The sequence below is a fragment of the Sciscionella marina DSM 45152 genome (assembly GCF_000379465.1).
In the GTDB taxonomy this organism is placed as follows: Bacteria; Actinomycetota; Actinomycetes; order Mycobacteriales; family Pseudonocardiaceae; genus Sciscionella; species Sciscionella marina.
In genome coordinates this window covers 42,770-62,808 of record NZ_KB905465.1, presented here as the reverse complement: position 1 = coordinate 62,808, position 20,039 = coordinate 42,770, and the positions used below count along the sequence as shown (strand labels likewise).

The 20,039-nt window shown below is 68.0% G+C and carries 22 protein-coding genes and 1 riboswitch; of the genes, 17 read left to right on the top strand and 5 right to left on the bottom strand.

What is annotated here, in order from left to right:
* The first annotated feature begins 2 nt into the window (after positions 1-2).
* Complete coding sequence (gene coaD / locus A37U_RS0140870; RefSeq protein ID WP_020502442.1) at positions 3-482, top strand: pantetheine-phosphate adenylyltransferase; 480 nt, start codon at positions 3-5, stop codon at positions 480-482.
* Between the two features lies 1 nt (position 483).
* On the opposite strand, the gene A37U_RS0140865 is transcribed toward coaD, so the two are convergent.
* Positions 484-948, bottom strand: a complete 465-nt coding sequence (locus A37U_RS0140865; protein ID WP_020502441.1) for a GNAT family N-acetyltransferase — start codon at positions 946-948, stop codon at positions 484-486.
* A gap of 62 nt (positions 949-1,010) precedes the next feature.
* Between A37U_RS0140865 and A37U_RS0140860 the strand changes: the two genes are divergently transcribed.
* From A37U_RS0140860 to A37U_RS47825, 7 genes are all read left to right on the top strand, one after another.
* Positions 1,011-1,469: a guanyl-specific ribonuclease gene (locus A37U_RS0140860; RefSeq protein ID WP_020502440.1), complete on the top strand. Its 459-nt coding sequence runs from the start codon at positions 1,011-1,013 to the stop codon at positions 1,467-1,469.
* A 109-nt stretch (positions 1,470-1,578) separates the two neighbouring features.
* A complete protein-coding gene (locus A37U_RS47830) occupies positions 1,579-2,349 on the top strand; it encodes a DivIVA domain-containing protein (protein WP_240437833.1) in 771 nt (256 codons plus the stop codon).
* Positions 2,350-2,432: 83 nt separating this feature from the next.
* The gene (locus A37U_RS0140850; protein ID WP_020502438.1) at positions 2,433-3,008 is read left to right on the top strand and encodes a YceD family protein; all 576 of its coding nucleotides are present in this window, start codon (positions 2,433-2,435) and stop codon (positions 3,006-3,008) included.
* Between the two features lie 24 nt (positions 3,009-3,032).
* Positions 3,033-3,218 (top strand): 50S ribosomal protein L32, encoded by a 186-nt coding sequence (rpmF, locus tag A37U_RS50850; RefSeq protein ID WP_082469130.1) that lies wholly within the window; start codon positions 3,033-3,035, stop codon positions 3,216-3,218.
* A gap of 14 nt (positions 3,219-3,232) precedes the next feature.
* Positions 3,233-3,976 carry a ribonuclease III gene (gene rnc / locus A37U_RS0140845; RefSeq protein WP_020502437.1) on the top strand — a complete coding sequence of 248 codons (744 nt, stop codon included), beginning with the start codon at positions 3,233-3,235 and terminating at the stop codon, positions 3,974-3,976.
* A gap of 45 nt (positions 3,977-4,021) precedes the next feature.
* Complete coding sequence (gene mutM, locus A37U_RS0140840) at positions 4,022-4,879, top strand: bifunctional DNA-formamidopyrimidine glycosylase/DNA-(apurinic or apyrimidinic site) lyase (protein WP_020502436.1); 858 nt, start codon at positions 4,022-4,024, stop codon at positions 4,877-4,879.
* 154 nt (positions 4,880-5,033) lie between these two features.
* Positions 5,034-6,509: an acyltransferase family protein gene (locus tag A37U_RS47825; RefSeq protein WP_157183363.1), complete on the top strand. Its 1,476-nt coding sequence runs from the start codon at positions 5,034-5,036 to the stop codon at positions 6,507-6,509.
* Here A37U_RS47825 and A37U_RS0140830 read toward each other — a convergent pair.
* Positions 6,466-7,044: a histidine phosphatase family protein gene (locus A37U_RS0140830; RefSeq protein ID WP_020502434.1), complete on the bottom strand. Its 579-nt coding sequence runs from the start codon at positions 7,042-7,044 to the stop codon at positions 6,466-6,468. The two genes, A37U_RS47825 and A37U_RS0140830, sit on opposite strands and share 44 nt — an antisense overlap.
* 9 nt (positions 7,045-7,053) lie before the next feature.
* Positions 7,054-7,183, top strand: a riboswitch (cobalamin riboswitch).
* A gap of 33 nt (positions 7,184-7,216) precedes the next feature.
* Between A37U_RS0140830 and A37U_RS0140825 the strand changes: the two genes are divergently transcribed.
* The 3 genes from A37U_RS0140825 to A37U_RS0140815 all read left to right on the top strand — a co-directional run bounded on the left by A37U_RS0140825 (position 7,217) and on the right by A37U_RS0140815 (position 8,687).
* Positions 7,217-7,429, top strand: coding sequence for a CbtB domain-containing protein (locus A37U_RS0140825; protein WP_020502433.1), 213 nt, complete (start codon positions 7,217-7,219; stop codon positions 7,427-7,429).
* Positions 7,430-7,446: 17 nt separating this feature from the next.
* The gene (locus tag A37U_RS47820; RefSeq protein ID WP_020502432.1) at positions 7,447-8,181 is read left to right on the top strand and encodes a CbtA family protein; all 735 of its coding nucleotides are present in this window, start codon (positions 7,447-7,449) and stop codon (positions 8,179-8,181) included.
* 113 nt (positions 8,182-8,294) lie between these two features.
* Positions 8,295-8,687, top strand: a complete 393-nt coding sequence (locus tag A37U_RS0140815) for a VOC family protein (protein WP_020502431.1) — start codon at positions 8,295-8,297, stop codon at positions 8,685-8,687.
* Here the strand turns inward: A37U_RS0140815 and A37U_RS0140810 are convergent.
* Positions 8,684-9,109 (bottom strand): MarR family winged helix-turn-helix transcriptional regulator, encoded by a 426-nt coding sequence (locus A37U_RS0140810; RefSeq protein WP_020502430.1) that lies wholly within the window; start codon positions 9,107-9,109, stop codon positions 8,684-8,686. The genes A37U_RS0140815 and A37U_RS0140810 overlap by 4 nt on opposite strands.
* A gap of 16 nt (positions 9,110-9,125) precedes the next feature.
* Positions 9,126-10,964 carry an asparagine synthase (glutamine-hydrolyzing) gene (gene asnB / locus A37U_RS0140805; RefSeq protein ID WP_020502429.1) on the bottom strand — a complete coding sequence of 613 codons (1,839 nt, stop codon included), beginning with the start codon at positions 10,962-10,964 and terminating at the stop codon, positions 9,126-9,128.
* 497 nt (positions 10,965-11,461) lie between these two features.
* Here asnB and kdpF point away from each other — a divergent pair, with 497 nt between their 5' ends.
* From kdpF to A37U_RS0140770, 6 genes are all read left to right on the top strand, one after another.
* Positions 11,462-11,563, top strand: coding sequence for a K(+)-transporting ATPase subunit F (kdpF, locus tag A37U_RS50845; RefSeq protein ID WP_083934276.1), 102 nt, complete (start codon positions 11,462-11,464; stop codon positions 11,561-11,563).
* 3 nt (positions 11,564-11,566) lie between these two features.
* Positions 11,567-13,228, top strand: coding sequence for a potassium-transporting ATPase subunit KdpA (gene kdpA / locus A37U_RS0140795; RefSeq protein ID WP_020502428.1), 1,662 nt, complete (start codon positions 11,567-11,569; stop codon positions 13,226-13,228).
* 88 nt (positions 13,229-13,316) lie between these two features.
* Positions 13,317-15,410 carry a potassium-transporting ATPase subunit KdpB gene (gene kdpB, locus A37U_RS0140790; RefSeq protein ID WP_020502427.1) on the top strand — a complete coding sequence of 698 codons (2,094 nt, stop codon included), beginning with the start codon at positions 13,317-13,319 and terminating at the stop codon, positions 15,408-15,410.
* 4 nt (positions 15,411-15,414) lie between these two features.
* Positions 15,415-16,047, top strand: coding sequence for a potassium-transporting ATPase subunit C (locus A37U_RS0140785; protein WP_020502426.1), 633 nt, complete (start codon positions 15,415-15,417; stop codon positions 16,045-16,047).
* A gap of 72 nt (positions 16,048-16,119) precedes the next feature.
* Positions 16,120-18,687, top strand: coding sequence for a DUF4118 domain-containing protein (locus A37U_RS47815; protein WP_020502424.1), 2,568 nt, complete (start codon positions 16,120-16,122; stop codon positions 18,685-18,687).
* A complete protein-coding gene (locus A37U_RS0140770) occupies positions 18,684-19,370 on the top strand; it encodes a response regulator (protein ID WP_020502423.1) in 687 nt (228 codons plus the stop codon). Before A37U_RS47815 ends, A37U_RS0140770 begins: the two co-directional genes overlap by 4 nt.
* On the opposite strand, the gene A37U_RS52475 is transcribed toward A37U_RS0140770, so the two are convergent.
* Complete coding sequence (locus tag A37U_RS52475) at positions 19,367-19,996, bottom strand: hypothetical protein (RefSeq protein ID WP_157183362.1); 630 nt, start codon at positions 19,994-19,996, stop codon at positions 19,367-19,369. The genes A37U_RS0140770 and A37U_RS52475 overlap by 4 nt on opposite strands.
* Between the last annotated feature and the right edge of the window lie 43 nt (positions 19,997-20,039).

The window sequence follows — 20,039 nt, the reverse complement described above, 5'->3', positions numbered from 1 at the left end:
CCATGCGCAGAGCGGTCTGTCCAGGTTCCTACGATCCGATCACCAACGGGCACCTCGACGTGATCGAACGGGCCAGCGGTCTGTTCGACGAGGTCATCGTCGCGGTGGGAATCAACAAGAACAAGCGCACCCTGTTCACTCCTGACCAACGCCTGGCGATGATCGCGCAGGTCAGCGAGGAGTTCGGCAATGTGCGCGCCGACTCCTATGAGGGTCTGCTCGTCGACTACTGCCGGGCCGAGCAGGCCCCCGTGATCGTCAAGGGGATCCGCGCGGCGGGGGATTTCGACTACGAGCTGCAGATGGCGCAGATGAACCACGGGCTCACCGGGGTCGAGACGCTGTTCCTGCCCACCAGCCCGCGCTACTCCTTCCTGTCCTCCTCGCTGGTCAAGGAGGTCGCCGCGCACGGGGGACCGGTGGACGGGCTGCTCCCGCCCATCGTGCACGAGCTGCTACTGGAGCGGCTCGCGCAGGGCTGACTCAGCCGAGGGTGAGCTTCATCCCGGTGTGAGTGTGTGCGAAACCGAGCCGCTCGTAGAATCGGTGCGCATCGGCACGTTTCAGGTCCGAGGTCAGCTGTACGAGTACCGCACCTTCGGTACGGGCGGTGTCCAGCGCCCAGCGCACGAGGCGCTCGCCGAGCCGGTTCCCGCGTTGATCGGAGCGCACCCGGACGGCTTCGATCTGCGCACGCAGCGCTCCGCCCCTGGACAGTCCGAGCAGCCAGCTCAGCTGTAATGTGCCGACCGGTTCGCCACCGGACTCAGCCACGACGAGCAGCTCGCTCGGGTCGGTGTCGATCCGATCGAAGGCCTCGAGGTAGCGCGGATCGTCGGTGGCGTACTCCCGCTTCGCGCCGAGGAAGTCGTCGGACAGCATCGCGACGATCGCGGGGACGTCGGCGCGCCGTGCCCTGCGGATGGTGGTTCCTTCGTCGTCACTCACGCGGAGAATCTTTCACCGCGAGGAAAGCCCGAGGACACCTGGGGCGGTTATGGTCACCGGTCATGCGCACACCGAACACAGGCCACATTCGCAACCGCTTCCTCGCCCCGGTGCTCGCCGGTGTCTTCGCGTTCGCCGCGCTGCTCGGCTGCGCCGGACCCGCCGTCGGAGATCCGGGCCTGGCCACGCACACCGGTCACACCGTCGCCGCACAGCCGAACTGCGGGGACACCTCGAGCTACAAGAAGGTCGACCTCTCCACGCTGCCGAAGGAGGCGACCGACACGGTGAACCTGATCAAGAAGGGCGGGCCGTACCCGTATCCGCAGGACGGCACGGTGTTCAGCAACCGTGAGGGAATTCTGCCGAAATGTGATTCCGGGTACTACCACGAATTCACCGTGAAGACTCCGGGTAGTGATGACCGGGGTGCGCGACGGTTCGTCACCGGAAAAGGTTCCGAGTACTTCTACACAGACGATCACTACAAGTCGTTCTCGCTCGTCAATGTGGGCGCCTGAGCACGTAGGGGACACGCCAGGGCGCTCGGCATCCGGGAAATGACCGCATCCGCGAGTCACACTGTCGGGGAAACAACGACGCGGTGACGTTGGGTCAGGAGTGTGGATCGTGTACCGGGTGTTCGAAGCCCTCGATGAGGTCGTAACCATCCTCGAGGAATCGCGCGGCGTCCCGATGACGGCGAACTGTGTCGTGCCGAGAGGCGATGTGCTCGAGCTGCTCGACGATGTGCGGGATGCACTGCCGAGCGAGCTCGACGACGCCCAGGACGTGCTCGATCGCCGGGATGAGATCGTGGCCACCGCCGAGCACGAGTCCGAGCAGACGATCTCCAAGGCCAATCTCGAGGCCGAGGAGACGACCGGGAACGCGCGTGAGGAAGCCGAGCGGACGCTCGCCGAAGCCCAGCGCAAGGTCGAGGAGATGCTCGAGGCCGCGCAGACGGAGGCGAACCAGACCATCGAGGCGGGCCGGGCCGAGTACGAGCGGCTCAGCGACGCCGGCCAGGCCAGCTACGAGCAGGCCGTCGCTGCCGGGCAGGCCGAACAGGACCGGCTCGTCTCCCAGTCCGAGGTGGTGCGCGCCTCGCAAGCCGAGGGCACGCGCATCGTCGAGGCGGCGCACGCCGAGACCGATCGCGTGCGCGCGGACTGCGATGTGTACGTGGACACCAAACTTGCCGAGTTCGAGGACCTGCTGCACCACACGATGCGCACCATCGACAACGGCCGGGCACATCTGCGGCCGCAGGGGATGCCCCCGCAGCCGTCGCCCCAGTACCAGCAGCAGTATCAGCAACAGCAGTACCAGGAGCAGTACCAGGAACCGCAGCGTCAGCAGCACAACGACCTGGACGTGCCCTTCGACTACACGGCCTAGGAACTCTCTTCGCGTTCCACGATTACCTCGCGTAACCTGTACGGCGGGGGTCGACAAGCAGCCGTGCCGATCGAGGGATGACAGTGTCGCAGCAGCAAACGCGCCGTGGTTCGGTGAACCCGTGGGTGCTCGACACCCGCATGCTCGGCAGGCGTCCCGGCACGTCCAGGACCTATGAGTACGAGGCTCCGATCGGGATGGAGCTCGGTGTGCCGGATGTGGTCACCATCGCCGAGAACACTCCCGTCCGGCTGGACTTGCTCGCCGAGGCGGTCGTGGAGGGTGTGCTGGTGAGTGGGACAGCGAGCGTGGACTACACGGGTGCCTGCATGCGCTGCCTGGATCCGGTGCACGGCGAGACGGGTGCCGAGATCATGGAGCTGTTCGCGTACCCGGAGAGCACCACCGAGGAGACCACCGAGTCCGACGAGGTGTTCCGGCTGGTCGACGACTTCGCCGACCTGGAGCCGATCGTGCGGGACGCCCTGGTGCTCGCGCTGCCCCAGGCGCCGCTGTGCTCCCCGGACTGCCCCGGTCTGTGCGTGGACTGCGGCAGGAAGTGGGCCGATCTCGAGCCCGGACACACGCATGAGAGAATTGATCCTCGGTGGGCCGCGCTGCGCGAGCGTTTCGGTGGCCCCGAGCAGAACCAAGACTAGTTCTCAGACTCAAGGAGAAACCTCGTGGCCGTCCCGAAGCGGAAGATGTCGCGCTCGAACACGCGTACGCGCCGTTCGCAGTGGAAGACGACTGCGCCGAACCTCGTGGCTTGCTCGAACCGCGCCTGCCGTCAGCCGAAGCTCCAGCACGTCGCCTGCCCGTCGTGCGGCCAGTACGACGGTCGGCGGGTCGTCGAACCCGCCAACTGACCAGGGCATCGCTCGTGCCGGATCGCCAGCAGGGCAATGCGTCCCCGGATCGGGGGCCACTGCTCGAAGCGCTCGGCGTGGCGATTGACGACGATCTGCTCACGCTCGCGCTCACGCACCGTTCCTACGCGTACGAGCACGGTGGTCTGCCGCCGAACGAGCGGTTGGAGTTCCTCGGGGACTCCGTACTCGGTCTCGTCGTCACCGACCACCTGTACCGCACTCATCCGGATCTGCCGGAGGGCCAGCTCGCGAAACTGCGGGCGAGCGTGGTGAACATGCACGCACTCGCCTCGGTGGCCCGCGAGCTCGGCCCCGGTGGACTCGGTGCGCACCTGTTGCTCGGCAAGGGCGAGGAACTCACCGGAGGCCGGGACAAGGCGAGCATTCTCGCCGACGGCCTCGAAGCCATGATCGGCGCGGTGTATCTGCAGAACGGGATCGAGACCGCAACCGGATGCGTGCACCGGCTGTTCGATCCGCTGCTCGCCGAGGCACCCAATCTGGGGGCGGGCCTCGACTGGAAGACCAGCCTGCAGGAACTCACCGCGGCCAACGGGCTCGGCGTGCCCGAATATCAGATCGCCGAGGACGGGCCCGACCACCGCAAGGAGTTCACCGCGACCGTGTTCGTGCGCTCCACCGCACACGGCAACGGGATCGGCAAGACGAAGAAGGAAGCCGAGCAGAAGGCGGCGGAGGCGGCCTGGCGCACGTTGTCCGCCGAGTTCGGCACCGGCGACGGCGAAGAAGGCTGAGCGGGAGAAACCCCAGCCGGACAAGACTCAGCGGAAGAAGATCGAGTGCCCGAACTTCCCGAGGTCGAGGTCGTCCGAACCGGCCTCGAGGCGCATGTACTCGGCAGGGAGATCGCCGCCGTCGAGGTGCTGCATCCGCGTGCCGTGCGCAGGCATGTGCCCGGCGCCGGCGATTTCGGCGCGCGGCTGCAGGGCACCCGATTCCTCGAGGCCCGGCGCAGGGGCAAATACTTGTGGCTGCCGACCAGCGCGGGCGAGGCGGTGCTCGGTCATCTCGGCATGAGTGGGCAGCTGCTCATCCAGCCGCCGGACGCACCGGCAGAGGCGCACCTGCGGGTACGGGTCCGGTTCGCCGACGAAGGACCCGAGCTGCGATTCGTCGACCAACGCACCTTCGGCGGGCTCTCGGTCGAGGAACTTCTCGATGGGGTTCCCGAGCCGATCGCGCACATCGCGGCCGATCCGCTCGAACCGGGGTTCATACCGGAGGCCGTGATCGCCGCGATGCGCCGTAAACGCACCGAGCTCAAACGCGCGCTGCTCGACCAGTCTTTGGTGTCCGGGATCGGCAACATCTACGCCGATGAGGCGCTTTGGCGGGCTCGGTTGCACTGGTCGCGGCCGACGGAACGGTTGCGGTCCGCCCAGGTCGGCGCGGTACTCGAGGCGGCGACCGCGGTGATGCGCGAGGCACTGGGCGCCGGCGGTACCTCCTTCGACGCGCTCTATGTCAACGTCAACGGCCAGTCCGGCTACTTCGACCGTTCGCTCTCGGTCTATGGCCGTGATGGTGAACACTGTTCTCGTTGTGGAACGGTGATCCGCAGGGAGCCGTTCATGAACCGCTCGTCCTACTTCTGCCCGCGCTGCCAGACCCGGCTCCGTGTCCGGGTGAAGGTATGACTGAGTGGTTCCGCCCGGTTTTCGGGCTGATCGCGCTCGCCCGGTGACCGATCGTGCTGTTCCGGGTTTCGGCGCGGGATGACCGCGTGACGAGGTACTGTGTCCTGCGGAATCCGGTTATCGGGCGGGATCGTGAAGGGCTGGAGTCGGCGTGGTGTCACCACCGCGAGCGCGCGCGGGAGAGCGCCAACGGGGACGGCACGCGGCGCCGGACCCGGCCGAAACGGCACCCATCGACGCGGTGCCCGAGCGGAGTCGCGCCGAACCCGACAGTGCCGAGACCGCGGTGATCGAGCGCATCACCGAACCCGAGCCGGCGCCGGCCGAGGAACAAGCCGCCGAAGGACAAGCCGTCGAGGAATCGGCCAGTCCGGAACCAGCGAGCACTGAACCAGCCAGTGCAGCACCCGACGGTGCGGAACTCGATGGCGCGGAACCCGTCAGCGCCGAGCCCGCGAGTGCCGAATCGACGTGGAGCTTTCGCATGCCCGGCTGGCTGCGCAGACGCGTCAGACCGGTCGAGGAGAAGAAACGGGTCGCGTTCATCGACATCATGCGCGCGATCGCGGCGATCCTGATCGTGTACTCCCACCTGGAATGGGTGTTCCTGCATGGCAGGGGACTGCATCTCGGCCTGCTCGACTGGCTGGATCACTGGCTGTTCGTCCCGCTCGGTTTCGGCGATCAGGGCCCCGGCGGGATCTCGGTTCCCGCCTTCTTCCTGACCAGCGGGCTCGTGGTCACCCCGATCGCGATCCGGATGGGTGGGGCGCGGTTCGCGGTGAACCGGTTCTTCCGGATCTATCCGTTGTTCATCGCCGCGTTCGTGCTCGCGCTCGTGGCCGTGTTCCTCGGTTTCTCGCCGTTGGTCACCGGGAATCCGGAACCGGTGACGCCGTCGAAGGTGTTCGCCAACCTGTTCTTCTACAACTTCACCCTCAAACCGCTGGATTCGTACGTGGCCGTGGCCTGGACGCTGTTCATCGAGGTGTTGTTCTACATCCTGCTCGTGCTGCTGACCCCGTTGTTCCGGCGGTCTCCGCCGCTCGCGCTGCTCGTGGAGTTCAACCTGGTGGTCGCGGTCTTCCTCACCCATGACCTGTTCGGCCAGGAGTACGCGGCCTTCGCCTCGCTGTTCGCGTACCTGCTCGTGCCGATCCTGGGCCAGGTGATCTGGGCTGCCTGGCAGCGCAAGATCCCGATGGCCGCCGCGGGCGTGTTCCTGCTGTTCGGCTGGCTGCTGTTCCTGTGGGCCGCGCGCGCCCACTTCGACGAGGCCTACATCCTGCGCCCGTTCCCGATCGCGGTGGCCGTGGTGCTGTTCGTGCTCGGCCTGCTCGCCGAGAAGCACCTGCGCGAGCGGCCGATCTGGACAGCGCTCTCTGAACGGACCTATGCGATCTACCTGTTGCACGGCGTGGTGCTCTTCCCGGTGCTGACCGCGCTGTACACACAGCTGCCGCTCGGGCTCGCCGTGGTGCTGGCGCTGCTGGCCACCGCGCTGGTCGTGGAGCTGACCTACCGCTTCGTGGAGCGGCCGCTGCACCAGTTCGGGCGCAGACTGACCAAACGGGACTGGTCCGGGCTCACCCGCCGACGTGCAGGTGCCAGCGCCCGATCCGGCCGGTGAGCACCACCCGCTCGAGCGGGGCGATGTCGATCCGCCAGTAGCAGCTGGGCTTGGCGTCGATGGCGTGCACCAGTGCCGCCCGGATGAAGGATTGTTCAGCGATCGCCAGTACCGAGTTGACCCGATCGAGCCCGTCCAGCCAGGCACCGGCCCGCTTGATCAGCCCGGTGACCGGTTCTCCGCCATGTGGTGCCGCGCTCGGATCGGTCAGCCAGCGGGTGAGTGCCTCGTGTTCGGTGGAGAGCACGTCGTCGATGGCGCGCCCGCGCCAGATGCCGTGATCGCAGCCGTTCAGTGCCGGTTCGGCCGTCGCGCCGAGTCCGAGCGCCTCCGCGGTCTCCCGGCACTGCGTGCTCGGGGCGTGCAGGAGGAGTTCGGCACGCGGTGCGGTCAGTTCGGCGGCGCGGGCGCGCCCGCGCGCGGTGAGCGGTTCGTCGCCCGGGAAGGTCGTACTTGCGGTCGCCTTCGTCTCGGCATGGCACAGCAGGATCACTCGCACGCCGACATCCTGGCTGATCCGGTTGATTTCCGACACATTGACGCGGTCGGTGTCGCTGCCGTAATTTCGAGCGGCGCCTCGACGACGGGAAGCCGGTGGAAATCCGGTGCGGTCGCGCCACTGTGACCGGGGGAAATCCCGGGAGCCAGACCCCGGATCGAGGAGTGAGTACCGAGCGGGACGCGTTATCCCTAGGAGGCAACGGCAGATGGCGACACATTCGGTTCCGGCGACCCCCGCGGCACTTCCCGCGATCCCGATCCGCCAGGTCGCGCCATGGCTGATCTTCGCGGGCGTCATTCTGCTGCTCGCCATCTACTTCATTTCCTCCGAACAGGGTGCGCTGGCGATGTTCCCCGGCATGAGCGTGCACGAGTTCGTGCACGACGGCAGGCACCTGCTCGGCTTCCCCTGCCACTGAGCGGGGGACGAACTCCCATGGTCGGAAAACTTCTGGTCCGCGGGATGCTCGCGGGCCTGGTGGCCGGTGCGCTAGCGTTCGTGTTCGGGAAGCTGTTCGGCGAGCCCTCGATCGGTAACGCGATCGGGTTCGAGGAGGCGCACGCGAGCGAACCCGAGGGACCGGAACTGGTGAGCAGGGCCGTGCAGAGCGGGCTCGGGCTCGCCGTGGCCGTGATCGTGTTCGGCATCGCGATCGGGGGCATCTACGCGCTGGTGTTCGCCCTCGCGCATGGCCGGATCGGCACCACGACGGCGGGAGCGAGCGCGGTCAGCCTCGGTGTGCTCGGATTCTGCGTGGTGTACCTCGTGCCGTTCCTGAAATACCCGGCGAACCCGCCCGCGGTCGGGGAACCCGACACGATCGGGCAGCGCACCGGCGACTACTTCGGCATGATGCTCGCCTCGATCGTGTTCGCCGTCCTCGCGGTGGTGGCCTATCGTGCGCTGTGGCAGCGGCTCGGCGGTTACCCGGCGGGACTGCTCGCCGGGCTCGGCTACGTGGTGCTCGTCGCGGTCTGCGCCGCGTTGATGCCAGGAGTCGACGAGGTGCCGAAGGCGTTCCCCGCGGATACCCTGTGGAACTTCCGGGTCGCCGCGATCGGCACCCAGGCGGTGCTGTGGCTGGTGCTCGCGCTCGTGTTCGCACCGTTGGCCAAGCGGGTGCTGCAGGCCGCCCCGGAGCGCCCGCTCGCTGCCGTCCGCCAAGCGTGACCGGCGCGCCTGCCCGACCTCCAGCGGGCAGGCGCCCCGGTCCGGGAGATGTCCCGGATCCCGATCCCCGTTCGTCGGTGGGTTGACCCCGGAGAACGAGGAGAGGATCCGCCATGACCACGATCACCATCGCCCTGCCGACCACGGACCGGGTGCGCACCGCCGCCTTCTACCGGGCGCTCGGCTTCGAAACGTCGGGAGAACCGGCCGAGGACGGCCTGCCCGAGCCACTACGGTTCGCGCTGAACGAGCACACCGAGCTGATGTTCGCCCCGACCGGCGGCTTCGGCTGGGTGATCGGGAACGAACCGGTCGGTACCGGGGAAGCCAAGGAATGCGTGCTCGGGCTCGCGCTCGGTTCGCCTGCGGAGGTGGACGAGTTCGTCGAGCGCTCGCGGCGAGCGGGGGCCGGGGTGCTGATCGAACCGGGCAGACGCCTTGATCCGAACAGGTACGCGGCCACGACCACCGATCCGGACGGACACGCCCTGATGGCGACCGGCTAACTCGGCTCGGCCAGTTGGCGCAGCGCCTCGTCCAGGGCGAGCACCGAGTCCCGCTGCGTGGCGGGAAGCGTGTCGAGCCGTTCGGCGAGCACCTTGGCCTGGCTGTTGCCGAAGGTGCGCAGTTCCTCTCTGCCCTGTTCGGTGAGCACCACCTGGGTGGCGCGGCCGTCGTCGGGATCGGGCCGCCGGTCCACGAGTCCTTCGGCCTCGAGCCCGGCGACGACCATGGTGGCGGTCGGCTGCGAGCAGGGCACCCGCTCGGCGATGGTGCCGATGCGCAGTGGCCCCCACTGGTGCAGCTGGGTCAGCACGATGAGGGCGGTGGGCGAGGCGCGCCCACCGCCTGCCGCGTGCCGCAGGCTGCGTTGCAGCCGGTGCAGCGCGACAACGAGAGAGAGTGCACGCTCCTCGCTCACCGTCATGTGCTCATCTCTGTTCTCAGGTCGTCTTGATGGTCGGAGAGTACATGTCCATCCAGAGGGAGAGATCGAGTGCGCGCTCGAGAACCTTCCGCGATGCCTGATCGGTCTGCGGTTCCGTGTTCTCCACGGCCTTGCGCAGGGTGTCCGGGTCGATGAGGTCGAACACCTGGTGCGAGGGCTTGGCGAGCAGGTCCCCGCAGTGCTCCTTGAGCTTGATCGCGTACTTCGGGTCCTGGGTCGAGGGGTAGGGCGATTTCACCCGGTCCGCGACCGACTGCGGGAGCACGTCCGCAGCGGCGCCGCGCAGCAGGGACTTCTCCCTGCCGTCGTAGGTCTTGAGTGCCCACGGGGCGTTGTACACGTACTCGACGAGGCGGTGGTCGCAGAACGGCACCCGTACTTCGAGCCCGACCGCCATGGAGGCGCGGTCCTTGCGGTCGAGCAGGATGCGCACGAACCGGGTCAGGTGCAGGTAGCTGATCTTGCGCATCTGCCATTCGAGCTCGCTCTCCCCATCCAGGCGGGTGACCTCGCCGACCGCGGTGGCGTAGCTGTCCCGGATGTAGCCGGGCAGGTCGAGCACGTCGAGCAGCGAGCGGCGCAGCAGCGGGGCGTCGTCGCCGAGGTGTTTGAGCTGGGAGAGCCATGGGAAGGTGGTGCCCTTGCGCACTTCGGGGTCGAAGAACTGCTTGTAGCCGCCGAACACCTCATCGGCCGACTCACCGGAGAGCGCGACGGTCGAATGTTGCCGGATCGCCTTGAACAGCAGGTACAGCGAGGTGTCCATATCGCCGAGGCCGGTGGGGATGTCGCGGGCCTGGATCACCTTCGACCGGGCATCGGGATCCGCGAGCTGGTCCGAGTCGAGCACGATGTCCTGGTGCTCGGTCTTGGACTTCGCGGCCACGTCGTGCACGTACGGGGTGTCCGGGGTGGCCCGGAGCTCGTCGGCGATGAAGTTCTCGGTCTGGCCGACGAAATCGACCGCGAAGCTGCGCACCGACTTGCCCTCTTCGGCGAGTTGGTTGGCCGCGATCGCGGTCATCGCCGAGGAGTCGAGCCCGCCGGAGAGCAGGGTGCAGCGCGGCACATCGGAGATCAGCTGGCGGCGCACGATGTCGTGTAGCAGCTCGCGCACGTGGTCGACCGAGGTGGCCTGGTCGTCGGGGTGCTCGCGGGTCTGCAGGCTCCAGTACACGTGCTCGCGGATTCCGCCCTTGGCGACGGTGACCACGGTGCCCGGCTCGACTTCGCGCATGCCCTCCCAGATCGCGTGGCCCGGGGTCTTGATGAAGGCGAACATCTCGCGGATGCCGTCGAGGGTGACGGTGTGCTCGGCGAGCGGGTTGGCGAGGATGGCCTTAGGCTCGGAACCGAACAGCACTCCGTCGGCGGTGGGGTAGTAGTAGAACGGTTTGATGCCCATCCGGTCGCGGATCATGACCAGCTTGTCCTCGCGGCCGTCCCAGATGGCGAAGGCGTACATGCCGTTGAGCCGCTCCGCCATCGCCGGGCCCCACTCCAGGTAGGCGTGCAGCACGACCTCGGTGTCCGAATCGGTGCGCAGCTTGTGCCCGCGGGAGACGAGCTCGTTGCGCAGTTCGGTGAAGTTGTAGGTCTCGCCGGAATAGACCATGGCGACGCTGCCGTTCGGGGTGTCCACGCTCATCGGCTGGCGGCCACCGGGCAGATCGATGATGGCCAGCCTGCGGTGGCCGAGTGCGCCGTGCTTGTCGATCCAGGTTCCCCGGTCGTCGGGTCCGCGGCAGGCCATGGTCTCGGTCATCGCGTCTACGGTCGCCTGTTCCGCACGTAGGTCGCGATCGAACGCCACCCAGCCCGCGATTCCGCACATAGAGTCCTCCTTGACCGTTAATTGCATTAGCTAACTATGTAACAGCCATGATACGACCATGTGACAAGAGTGATAAGTGCTGTTTGTCGTCTTCCTCCGCACACGGAATGTGGTCACCGCTGGTCACCTGATCGCTACACCCGAACGTGTGAAACAGGCCACCAGTTTCGTCGCCCTGTGTGGCTGCTTTCGGGCCCGGCGAAACCGCCATCAAGATCGCGTCAATGGGATGCGGCATCGCGTCAAGAGCCCGTCATGCCCGCTGTCCGAGGGCTACGGATAGCGCACGCTTGCCTGGCGTCGTCCCGGATCCAGGGGATGCCAAGGGGAAAGGTGAGAAGGCATGGCCGACCTCGCGTACGTGGTGCTGCTGATCGCTGCGTTCGCCGTCCTGACACTGAGTCTTCGCGGGCTGGAGAAGCTATGAGCGAGCTTGCGAGCGAATCATCGATACAGCGTCACAACGAAGCACCGAGCTCCCCCAGGGAGCGAGAGCTATGAGTGGAGTCGGTGCCGTAGCGAACATTATCGGCGGGATTCTGGGGCTCGCCTTGATCGGTTACCTGGCTTTCGCGCTTCTTCGACCGGAGAAATTCTAGAAAATGTCGGACCTCTGGGCCGGTCTGTCGCAGATCGGCGTCCTTTTGCTGTGCCTTGCCGCCGCGTACAAACCGCTCGGCGACTACCTGGCACGCGTGTTCACCAGTGAGCGCCACTGGAAACTCGAGAGCGGCATCTACCGGGTCATCCGGGTCGATCCCGATTCCGGTCAGCGCTGGACCACTTATGCCGCCGGGGTGCTCGGGTTCTCCTTCGTCTCGATCGTGCTGCTGTACCTGTTGCAGCGGCTGCAGGCGATCCTGCCGCTGAACTTCGGCAGGGGAGCGGTGGATCCGGCGACCGCGTTCAACACGGCGGTCAGCTTCGTGACGAACACCAACTGGCAGTCCTACACGCCCGAAGAAGCCATGGGCCATGTGGTGCAGATGGTCGGGCTGACCGTGCAGAACTTCGTGTCCGCGGGCATGGGGATCTGCGTGGCCATCGCGCTGGTGCGCGGGTTCGTGCGGGCGAACACCGGCCGGATCGGCAACGTCTGGGTGGACCTGACCCGGATCTGTGTCCGGGTGCTGCTGCCGATCTCGTTCGTGTTCGCCATCCTGCTCGTGGCCGGTGGCGTGGTGATGAGCCTGAGCTCCGGGTTCACCTCCACCGGTATCGACGGGATGCAGCACACCACCGCGCTGGCCCCTGCCGCGAGCCAGGAGGTCATCAAAGAGCTCGGCACCAACGGCGGCGGGATCTTCAACGGAAACTCCGCGCATCCCTTCGAGAACCCGCAGGGCTGGACCAACCTGATCGAGATCTTCCTGATCCTGGTGATCCCGGTCAGCCTGACCCGAACCTTCGGGGTGCTCGTCGGCAGCCGCAAACAGGGCTACACCCTGCTCTCGGTCATGGGCGCCCTGTGGGGGCTGATGCTCGCGGTCATCTGGTGGGCCGAGTCGCACCCGAACGGACCGGCCGCACTGCTGGCGGGCGGGGCCATGGAAGGAAAAGAGTCCCGGTTCGGGATCGCGGGCTCCGCGTTGTTCGCCGGTTCCACCACCGGAACCTCCACCGGGGCGGTGAACGCCGCGCACGACTCGCTGACCGGTCTCGGCGGCGGTGGTGCCCTGCTGAACATGCTGTTCGCCGAACTCACTCCGGGCGGGGTGGGAACCGGGCTGTACTCGATCCTGGTCATCGCGATCATCGCGGTGTTCCTCGCCGGGCTCATGGTGGGGCGCACCCCGGAGTATCTGGGCAAGAAACTGGGGCGCAGGGAGGTCACCTGCTCGGCGATCGCGATCCTGGCGATGCCCGCGCTGGTGCTGCTCGGTTCCGGGATCGCGCTGTTGCTGCCCGGCATCAGGGCGACGATGACCAATTCCGGGGCGCACGGGCTCTCCGAGGTCCTCTATGCGTACGGATCGGCCTCGAACAACAACGGCAGCGCCTTCGCCGGGCTGACCGTCACCAATGACTGGTTCGAGGCGACGCTCGGCGTGGCCATGCTGTTCGGCCGGTTCGTTCCGATACTCGCCGTGCTGCGGCTGGCCGGGGCACTCGCCGCACAGCGCAAGACTCCGCCCTCGGCGGGCACCCTGCCCACTCAGGGGCCGATGTTCGCCTCGCTCGTCGGCGGGACCGTCGTCCTCGTCGCCGCACTCACCTTCGTTCCCGCGCTCGCGCTCGGACCCATCGCGGAGGCACTCGCATGACTATCACCGCTGTGTTGTCCCGATCGGACTTTCGCTGCGCTCCTCGCTCGCCGGGGCTCGCTGCGATGCTCACGAAAGGTCCGCTCTCATGACCATCACCAAAACCCCGGAGCCCGAAGTGGAACCCGTGCAGGCCAACGAAAAACCGGTCGCGCGCGCTTTCGGTCCCGCGCAGATCGCCAAGGCGGTCCCGGACGCCGTGGGCAGACTCGGCCCACGCCACCAGCTGCGCAATCCGGTGCTGTTCGTGGTGTGGATCGGCTCGGTGCTGGTCACCGTGTTCGCCATCGGGCAGCTGATCACCGGGAGCGGTCAGCCCGGTTTCTCCATCGCGGTGGCATTGTGGCTGTGGTTCACCGTGTTCTTCGCGAACGTGGCCGAGGCGGTGGCCGAGGGCCGCGGTAAGGCGCAGGCGGAATCCTTGCGCCGCACCAAAAAAGATACCGTCGCGCACAAACTCGCCGAGGACGGTTCGGTCACCGAGATTTCCGGAACGGATCTGGACATCGGGGATCACGTGGTCGTCGAGGCCGGGCAGGCGATCCCGGGCGACGGGGATGTCATCGAGGGCATCGCGACCGTGGACGAGTCCGCGATCACCGGTGAATCCGCGCCCGTCATCCGGGAATCCGGCGGTGACCGTTCTTCGGTGACCGGTGGGACCACGGTGCTCTCCGACCGGATCGTCGTGCGCATCACGACGAAGCCGGGCGAGTCCTTTGTGGACAAGATGATCGGGCTCGTGGAAGGTGCTTCGCGGCAGAAGACACCGAACGAGGTGGCGCTGACCATCCTGCTCTCGGTACTGACGATCATCTTCCTGCTCGCGGTGCTCGCGCTGCAACCGATGGCGGCCTACTCGGGATCCCAGCAGTCGGTGGTCACCCTGACCGCGCTGCTGGTCTGCCTCATCCCGACCACGATCGGCGCGCTGCTGTCTGCGATCGGGATCGCGGGCATGGACCGGCTGGTGCGGCGCAATGTGCTCGCCATGTCCGGGCGCGCGGTCGAGGCTGCGGGCGATGTGGACACGCTGCTGCTGGACAAGACCGGGACGATCACCTTCGGCAACCGGCAGGCGACCGAGCTCATCGCTTTCGGGGACGAACAGGCGCTCGCCGAGGCCGCGCGGCTTTCCAGTCTCGCCGACGAAACGCCCGAGGGGCGCAGCATCGTGGACCTGTGCGTGCAGCGCTACGGTCTCGCCGCCGAAGCGGGGGAGGCCGAACAGGACGGTGAGTTCGTGCCGTTCACCGCGCGCACCAGGATGAGCGGCATCGACCTCGGCGCCCGCCAGGTCCGCAAGGGGGCCACCGCCGCGGTGTGTGCCTGGGTCACCGAACACGGCGGCACCGTGCCGGACATGACACAAGCATGCGTGGACACGATCAGCGCCCAGGGCGGAACTCCCTTGCTGTGCGCGGAACTCGTGCACGGCCGCGCGGTGGTGCGCGGGGTGATCCGGCTCTCCGATGTGGTCAAACCGGGGATGCGCGAACGGTTCGCGGAACTGCGCGCCATGGGTATCCGCACCGTGATGATCACCGGGGACAACCCGTTGACCGCCAAGGCGATCGCCGAGGAGGCCGGGGTGGACGACTTCCTCGCCGAGGCCACCCCGGAGGACAAGCTCGCGCTGATCAGTCAGGAACAAGAGGGCGGGCGGCTGGTCGCGATGACCGGGGACGGCACGAACGATGCCCCCGCGCTCGCGAAGGCCGATGTCGGGGTCGCGATGAACACCGGGACCGCCGCGGCGAAAGAGGCCGGCAACATGGTCGACCTCGATTCGGATCCCACGAAGCTGATCGAGATCGTGCGGATCGGCAAGCAGTTGCTGATCACCCGTGGCGCGCTGACCACGTTCAGCGTGGCCAACGACCTCGCCAAGTATTTCGCGATCCTGCCCGCCATGTTCGCCGGGATCTATCCGCAGCTCGGCAAGCTGAACATCATGCACCTGGCCTCGCCGACCTCGGCGATCCTGTCCGCGGTGGTGTTCAACGCGCTGATCATCATCGGGCTGATCCCGCTCGCGCTGCGCGGGGTGAGCTACCGCGCGGTCTCCGCGACGAAACTCCTGCGCCGCAACCTGCTCGTGTACGGGCTCGGCGGGGTCATCACCCCCTTCGTATGCATCTGGCTGATCGACCTGGTCATCGGCCGACTGATTGGAGCATGAGCCAATGCGCTGGTTCACCTCTGTACTGCGGCAGACCGGGGCGGGGCTGCGGCTGCTGATCGTGCTCACCGTGATCCTCGGGATCTGTTATCCGCTTGCGGTGTACGGGGTTTCCCGGATTCCCGGCCTACAGTCGAACGCCGAGGGATCCCAGGTGAAACTGGACGGCCAGGTCGTCGGGTCCCGGCTGATCGGGATCGACCCGGTGGCGAAGAACCCCGCCGCGGACCCGTACTTCCACAACCGTGCTTCGGCCAGCGCCAAGGGCGCGCTCGGCCCGGCGGATCCGAGCACATCCGGGGGCTCCAACCTGTCCGGGGACAGCACCGAGCTGCGCGGACTGCTGCTCGAACGCAAGGAGGCCATCGCCGGGCGCGAGGGTGTCACCCCGGACCGGGTCCCCGCCGACGCGGTCACCGCTTCGGGTTCCGGGCTCGATCCGGACATCGGCCCGGCCTATGCCGAACTGCAGGCGCCCCGGGTCGCCCGGGTCAACCACCTCGACCCGGACGCGGTGCGGAGGCTGATCGCCGAGCACACCGCGGGCCGCCAGCTGGGAATGCTGGGCGCACCGACGGTGAACGTGCTGCAGCTCAACCTCGCGATCAAGAAGCTCGGAGGCAGCCATGGCCGATGATCGACGCCTTGCCGGTCATGGCTGTCGACCGGGTGCGGGTGTCCCGCGCGAAATTGCTGCACACTGAGTATCGTGACGGATTCGAAGCGGCGGGGTGAGCTGCGCATCTACCTCGGTGCCGCGCCGGGGGTCGGGAAGACCTTCGCCATGCTCGGCGAGGCTCACCGGCGCCATGAGCGCGGCACCGATGTGCTGGTCGGGCTCGTCGAGACGCACGGGCGGAAGAAGACCGCCGCGCTGCTCGACGGGCTCGAAGTGCTGCCCCGCAAGCAAATGCGCCACCGCGAACGGGAGTTCGGCGAGCTCGACGTGGAGGCGGTGCTCGCCCGCGCGCCCGAGGTGGTCGTCGTGGACGAGCTCGCGCACACCAATGTGGAGGGTTCGCGCAATCCCAAACGCTGGCAGGACATCGAGGAACTGCTCGAGGCCGGGATCGACGTGCTGTCCACGGTGAACGTGCAGCACCTGGAGAGCCTCAACGACGTGGTCACCACGATCACCGGGGCTCGCCAGCAGGAGACGGTCCCGGACGAGGTGGTGCGTGCCGCCGAACAGGTCGAGCTGGTGGACATCACCCCGGAGGCGCTGCGGCGGCGGCTCGCGCACGGCAACGTCTACTCGGCCGAGCGCATCGACGCGGCGCTGGGCAACTACTTCCGGCCGGGAAACCTGATCGCGCTGCGCGAGCTGGCCCTGCTGTGGGTCGCCGACCAGGTCGACGTGGCGCTGCAGCGGTACCGCGAACAGCAGAGCATCACCGAGACCTGGGAGACCCGCGAGCGCGTCGTGGTCGCGGTGACCACCGGCCCCGAATCGGAGACGCTGCTGCGGCGCGCGCGCCGGATCGCGAACCGCGCGGGCGGGGAACTGCTCGCGCTGCACATTCTGCGCGGGGACGGGCTCGCCGGAGCGGATCCGCGCGCGGTGGCCAAGGCCCGCAAGCTCGCCGACGAACTGGGCGCGAGCTGGCACACCCTGGTCGGGGACGATGTGCCGAGCGCACTGCTCGAATTCGCCCGCGGGGTCAATGCCACCCAGCTGGTCGTGGGCACATCCCGGCGCTCCCGGCTGGCGCGGCTGCTGGACGAGGGGATCGGCGCCACCGTGGTCCGCGAGTCCGGCACGATCGACGTGCACATGGTCACCCATGCCGAGGCGGCACGCGGGCTGCGTAATCCGTTCACCCGCAGCCCACTGTCCCGCACGAGGCGGATCCTCGGCTGGGTGCTCGGCCTGCTCGCTCCCTGCGCGGTGACCGGCGGCGGGATCGCACTGGCCAGCACGCTCGACATGTCCACCAATGTCGCCGGGTTCGTACTGGCCACGGTGGTCGTGGCGCTGGTGGGTGGGTTAGGCCCGGCGCTGCTCTCCGCGGTACTCGGCGGGCTGCTGCTGAACTGGTTCTTCGTGCCCCCGGTGAGCACCCTGACCATCTCCACCCCGGAGAACCTGATCACCCTGATCACCATGCTCGTGGTCGCCCTGCTCGTAGCCCTCGTCGTGGACCGGGCGGCGCGGCGGGCGACCCAGGCGGCCAGGGCCCGCACCGAGGCCGCGCTGCTCGCCTCTTATGCGCGGGTGATGATGCGCCCCGATCCGCTGCCACGGCTGCTGGCCAAGATCGTGGAGAACTTCGGCCAGGATTCGGCCGCGCTGCTCGAACGCGGTGGCGGCGGCTGGACCTGTGTCGCCTCCACCGGGGACAACCCGTGCAGCGCGCCGGACACCGGGGATGTCGAGGTCAAGGTCACCGACGAAGTCAGCCTTTCGTTGCGCGGCAAGGCTTTGCAGGCCCGCGACCGGGGCACCCTGGAGACCGCGGCCGGGCAGGCGCTGCTGGCCCTGCGCCAGCAGCGGATGGCCGCGGAGGCCGCCGAGTCGAGGCGTAACGCGGAGGCCACCGCACTGCGCACCGCACTGCTCTCCGCGGTCGGGCACGATCTGCGTACCCCGCTGACCTCGATCAAGGCCTGCATCGGCAGCCTGCGGGATCCCGAACTCGCGCTGTCGGAGGCGGACACCGGGGAACTGCTCGCCGCGATCGAGGAGTCCACGGACCGGCTGACCGCGCTGGTGGGGAACCTGCTCGACTCCTCGCGGATCGCGACCGGGGCGGTGACCGTCCAGTCCAGGGCGATCGGCTTCGACGAGATCGTGGCCAGGGCCATGGCCGGGATCGACGAGCGGCACCTCGTGTCCACACACGTCGCCGAATCGCTTCCGCCGGTGCAGGCCGATCCCGGGCTGCTCGAGCGGGTGGCCGCCAATGTCATCGACAACGCGCTGCGGCACGGCCGTGGTACGGCGCACGAAGGGGACCCCGTCGTCGAGGTGCGGGCCAGCGAGCACGCGGGGGAGGAGCAGCTGCGCATCATCGACCACGGTCCGGGGATCCCCAAGCACGCCAGTGAAGAACTGTTCGCGCCGTTTCAGCGGCTCGGCGACCGGGACTCCAGCAGCGGGGTCGGCCTCGGTCTCGCCGTGGCGCGCGGCTTCACCGAGGCGATGGGTGGCAGCATCCGGGCCGAGGACACCCCGGGCGGTGGGCTCACGGTCGTGATCGCGCTGCCGGTCGCTGCGGTATCGAACGAGCAGAGCGCGGCCGAACAGGTCTCGCGGGAGAGGGAGCCCAGGTCATGACAACCACGGTGCTGGTGGTGGACGACGAGCCGCAGATCCTGCGCGCGCTGCGGATCAACCTCACGGCACGCGGATACACGGTGCTCACCGCGGCGGACGGGGCCACGGCCCTGCGCGCGGCCGCGGACGGCAAACCCGATGTGGTGGTGCTCGATCTCGGCCTGCCCGATCTGGACGGCGCGGAGGTGATCGAGGGCATCCGGGGCTGGACCAGTATCCCGATCCTGGTGCTCTCCGCACGCACCGATTCCGGGGACAAGGTCGCCGCGCTCGACGCGGGCGCCGATGACTACGTGACCAAACCCTTCGGCATGGACGAACTGCTCGCCCGGCTGCGTGCCGCGGTGCGCAGGGCGGCGACCGCGCCCGCGGAGGGGGAGCAGGCGGTGATCGAGACCGCGAGCTTCACCGTCGACCTGGTGCGCAAGACCGTGCACCGGGACGGCACCGAGGTGCACTTGACCCCCACCGAATGGGGCGTGCTCGAGGTTTTGACCCGCAACCGCGGCAAGCTCGTCGCGCAGAAACAGTTGCTGCAGGATGTGTGGGGACCCGCATACGCCACCGAATCGCATTACCTGCGCGTCTATCTCGCGCAGCTACGCCGCAAGCTCGAACCGGAACCGGCGCGCCCGCGTCACCTGCTCACCGAGCCGGGAATGGGCTACCGCTTCCAGCTCTAGTTCTCGGGCAACGTGCTCGCGCTGCCGCCCGGGTCCGAGGTGCTGGTGTGCGTCGGAGGCGAGCTCGTTTCCGAGGTGGGCGGCGTGGTGTGCGTCGGGATCGGGCTCGCCGTCCAGGTCGGGCTGCTCGGCGGATCCGTCGTCGGGCGGCTCGTCGGCTGGGTCGGTTGACTCGTCGGCGGGGTCCACGGCGGCGGAGCAGGCCGGTTGCCTCCGGGCCTGCCGGGGTTGTCCGGGGAACCGGGCTGATTGGTGGAGGTGGTCGTGGACCCGTCCGGCGCGGTGCGGGTGGTGACCGTGGTGACGGTGCCGTCCGGGTTCGGGTGCATCGCGACGACGACCATCGAACCGTCCGGGGCGCGCTTGGTCGTGGTGGCCGGGGCGGTCATGCCCTGGGTCGCCTGGCCGTTCGGGGACTGGAACCGCTGGTGCGCGTCGTCCTGCTGGGTGCCCGGCTGGACCGCGGCCACGTTCTTGCCCGGCTCGTCACTGTTCCCGACCAGACCGGCCACCGCGGCACACAGGGTGGCCACGGCGACCCCGGACATGGAAAGCAGTGCCCATGGCCGGGACCCGGCCGACGCGGCCGGTGGAGCCTGTTCCGCGCGAGAATGGGGATTGCTCATGAGCTGTCACTCCTGACGGGCTGATAGAGCCGGGGGAACTTTA

What these genes read in the sequence shown, in the direction of transcription:
- A37U_RS0140810 (WP_020502430.1), bottom strand. Translation starts at nt 9,109, where the DNA reads ATGACGGTGAGCGAGGAGCGTGCACTCTCTCTCGTTGTCGCGCTGCAC.
- A37U_RS0140770 (WP_020502423.1), top strand. Translation starts at nt 18,684, where the DNA reads ATGACAACCACGGTGCTGGTGGTGGACGACGAGCCGCAGATCCTGCGC.
- A37U_RS52475 (WP_157183362.1), bottom strand. Translation starts at nt 19,996, where the DNA reads ATGAGCAATCCCCATTCTCGCGCGGAACAGGCTCCACCGGCCGCGTCG.
- A37U_RS47820 (WP_020502432.1), top strand. Translation starts at nt 7,447, where the DNA reads ATGGTCGGAAAACTTCTGGTCCGCGGGATGCTCGCGGGCCTGGTGGCC.
- A37U_RS0140860 (WP_020502440.1), top strand. Translation starts at nt 1,011, where the DNA reads ATGCGCACACCGAACACAGGCCACATTCGCAACCGCTTCCTCGCCCCG.
- coaD (WP_020502442.1), top strand. Translation starts at nt 3, where the DNA reads ATGCGCAGAGCGGTCTGTCCAGGTTCCTACGATCCGATCACCAACGGG.
- asnB (WP_020502429.1), bottom strand. Translation starts at nt 10,964, where the DNA reads ATGTGCGGAATCGCGGGCTGGGTGGCGTTCGATCGCGACCTACGTGCG.
- A37U_RS0140815 (WP_020502431.1), top strand. Translation starts at nt 8,295, where the DNA reads ATGACCACGATCACCATCGCCCTGCCGACCACGGACCGGGTGCGCACC.
- A37U_RS0140785 (WP_020502426.1), top strand. Translation starts at nt 15,415, where the DNA reads ATGCGCTGGTTCACCTCTGTACTGCGGCAGACCGGGGCGGGGCTGCGG.
- kdpB (WP_020502427.1), top strand. Translation starts at nt 13,317, where the DNA reads ATGACCATCACCAAAACCCCGGAGCCCGAAGTGGAACCCGTGCAGGCC.
- A37U_RS0140825 (WP_020502433.1), top strand. Translation starts at nt 7,217, where the DNA reads ATGGCGACACATTCGGTTCCGGCGACCCCCGCGGCACTTCCCGCGATC.
- kdpA (WP_020502428.1), top strand. Translation starts at nt 11,567, where the DNA reads ATGTCGGACCTCTGGGCCGGTCTGTCGCAGATCGGCGTCCTTTTGCTG.
- kdpF (WP_083934276.1), top strand. Translation starts at nt 11,462, where the DNA reads ATGAGTGGAGTCGGTGCCGTAGCGAACATTATCGGCGGGATTCTGGGG.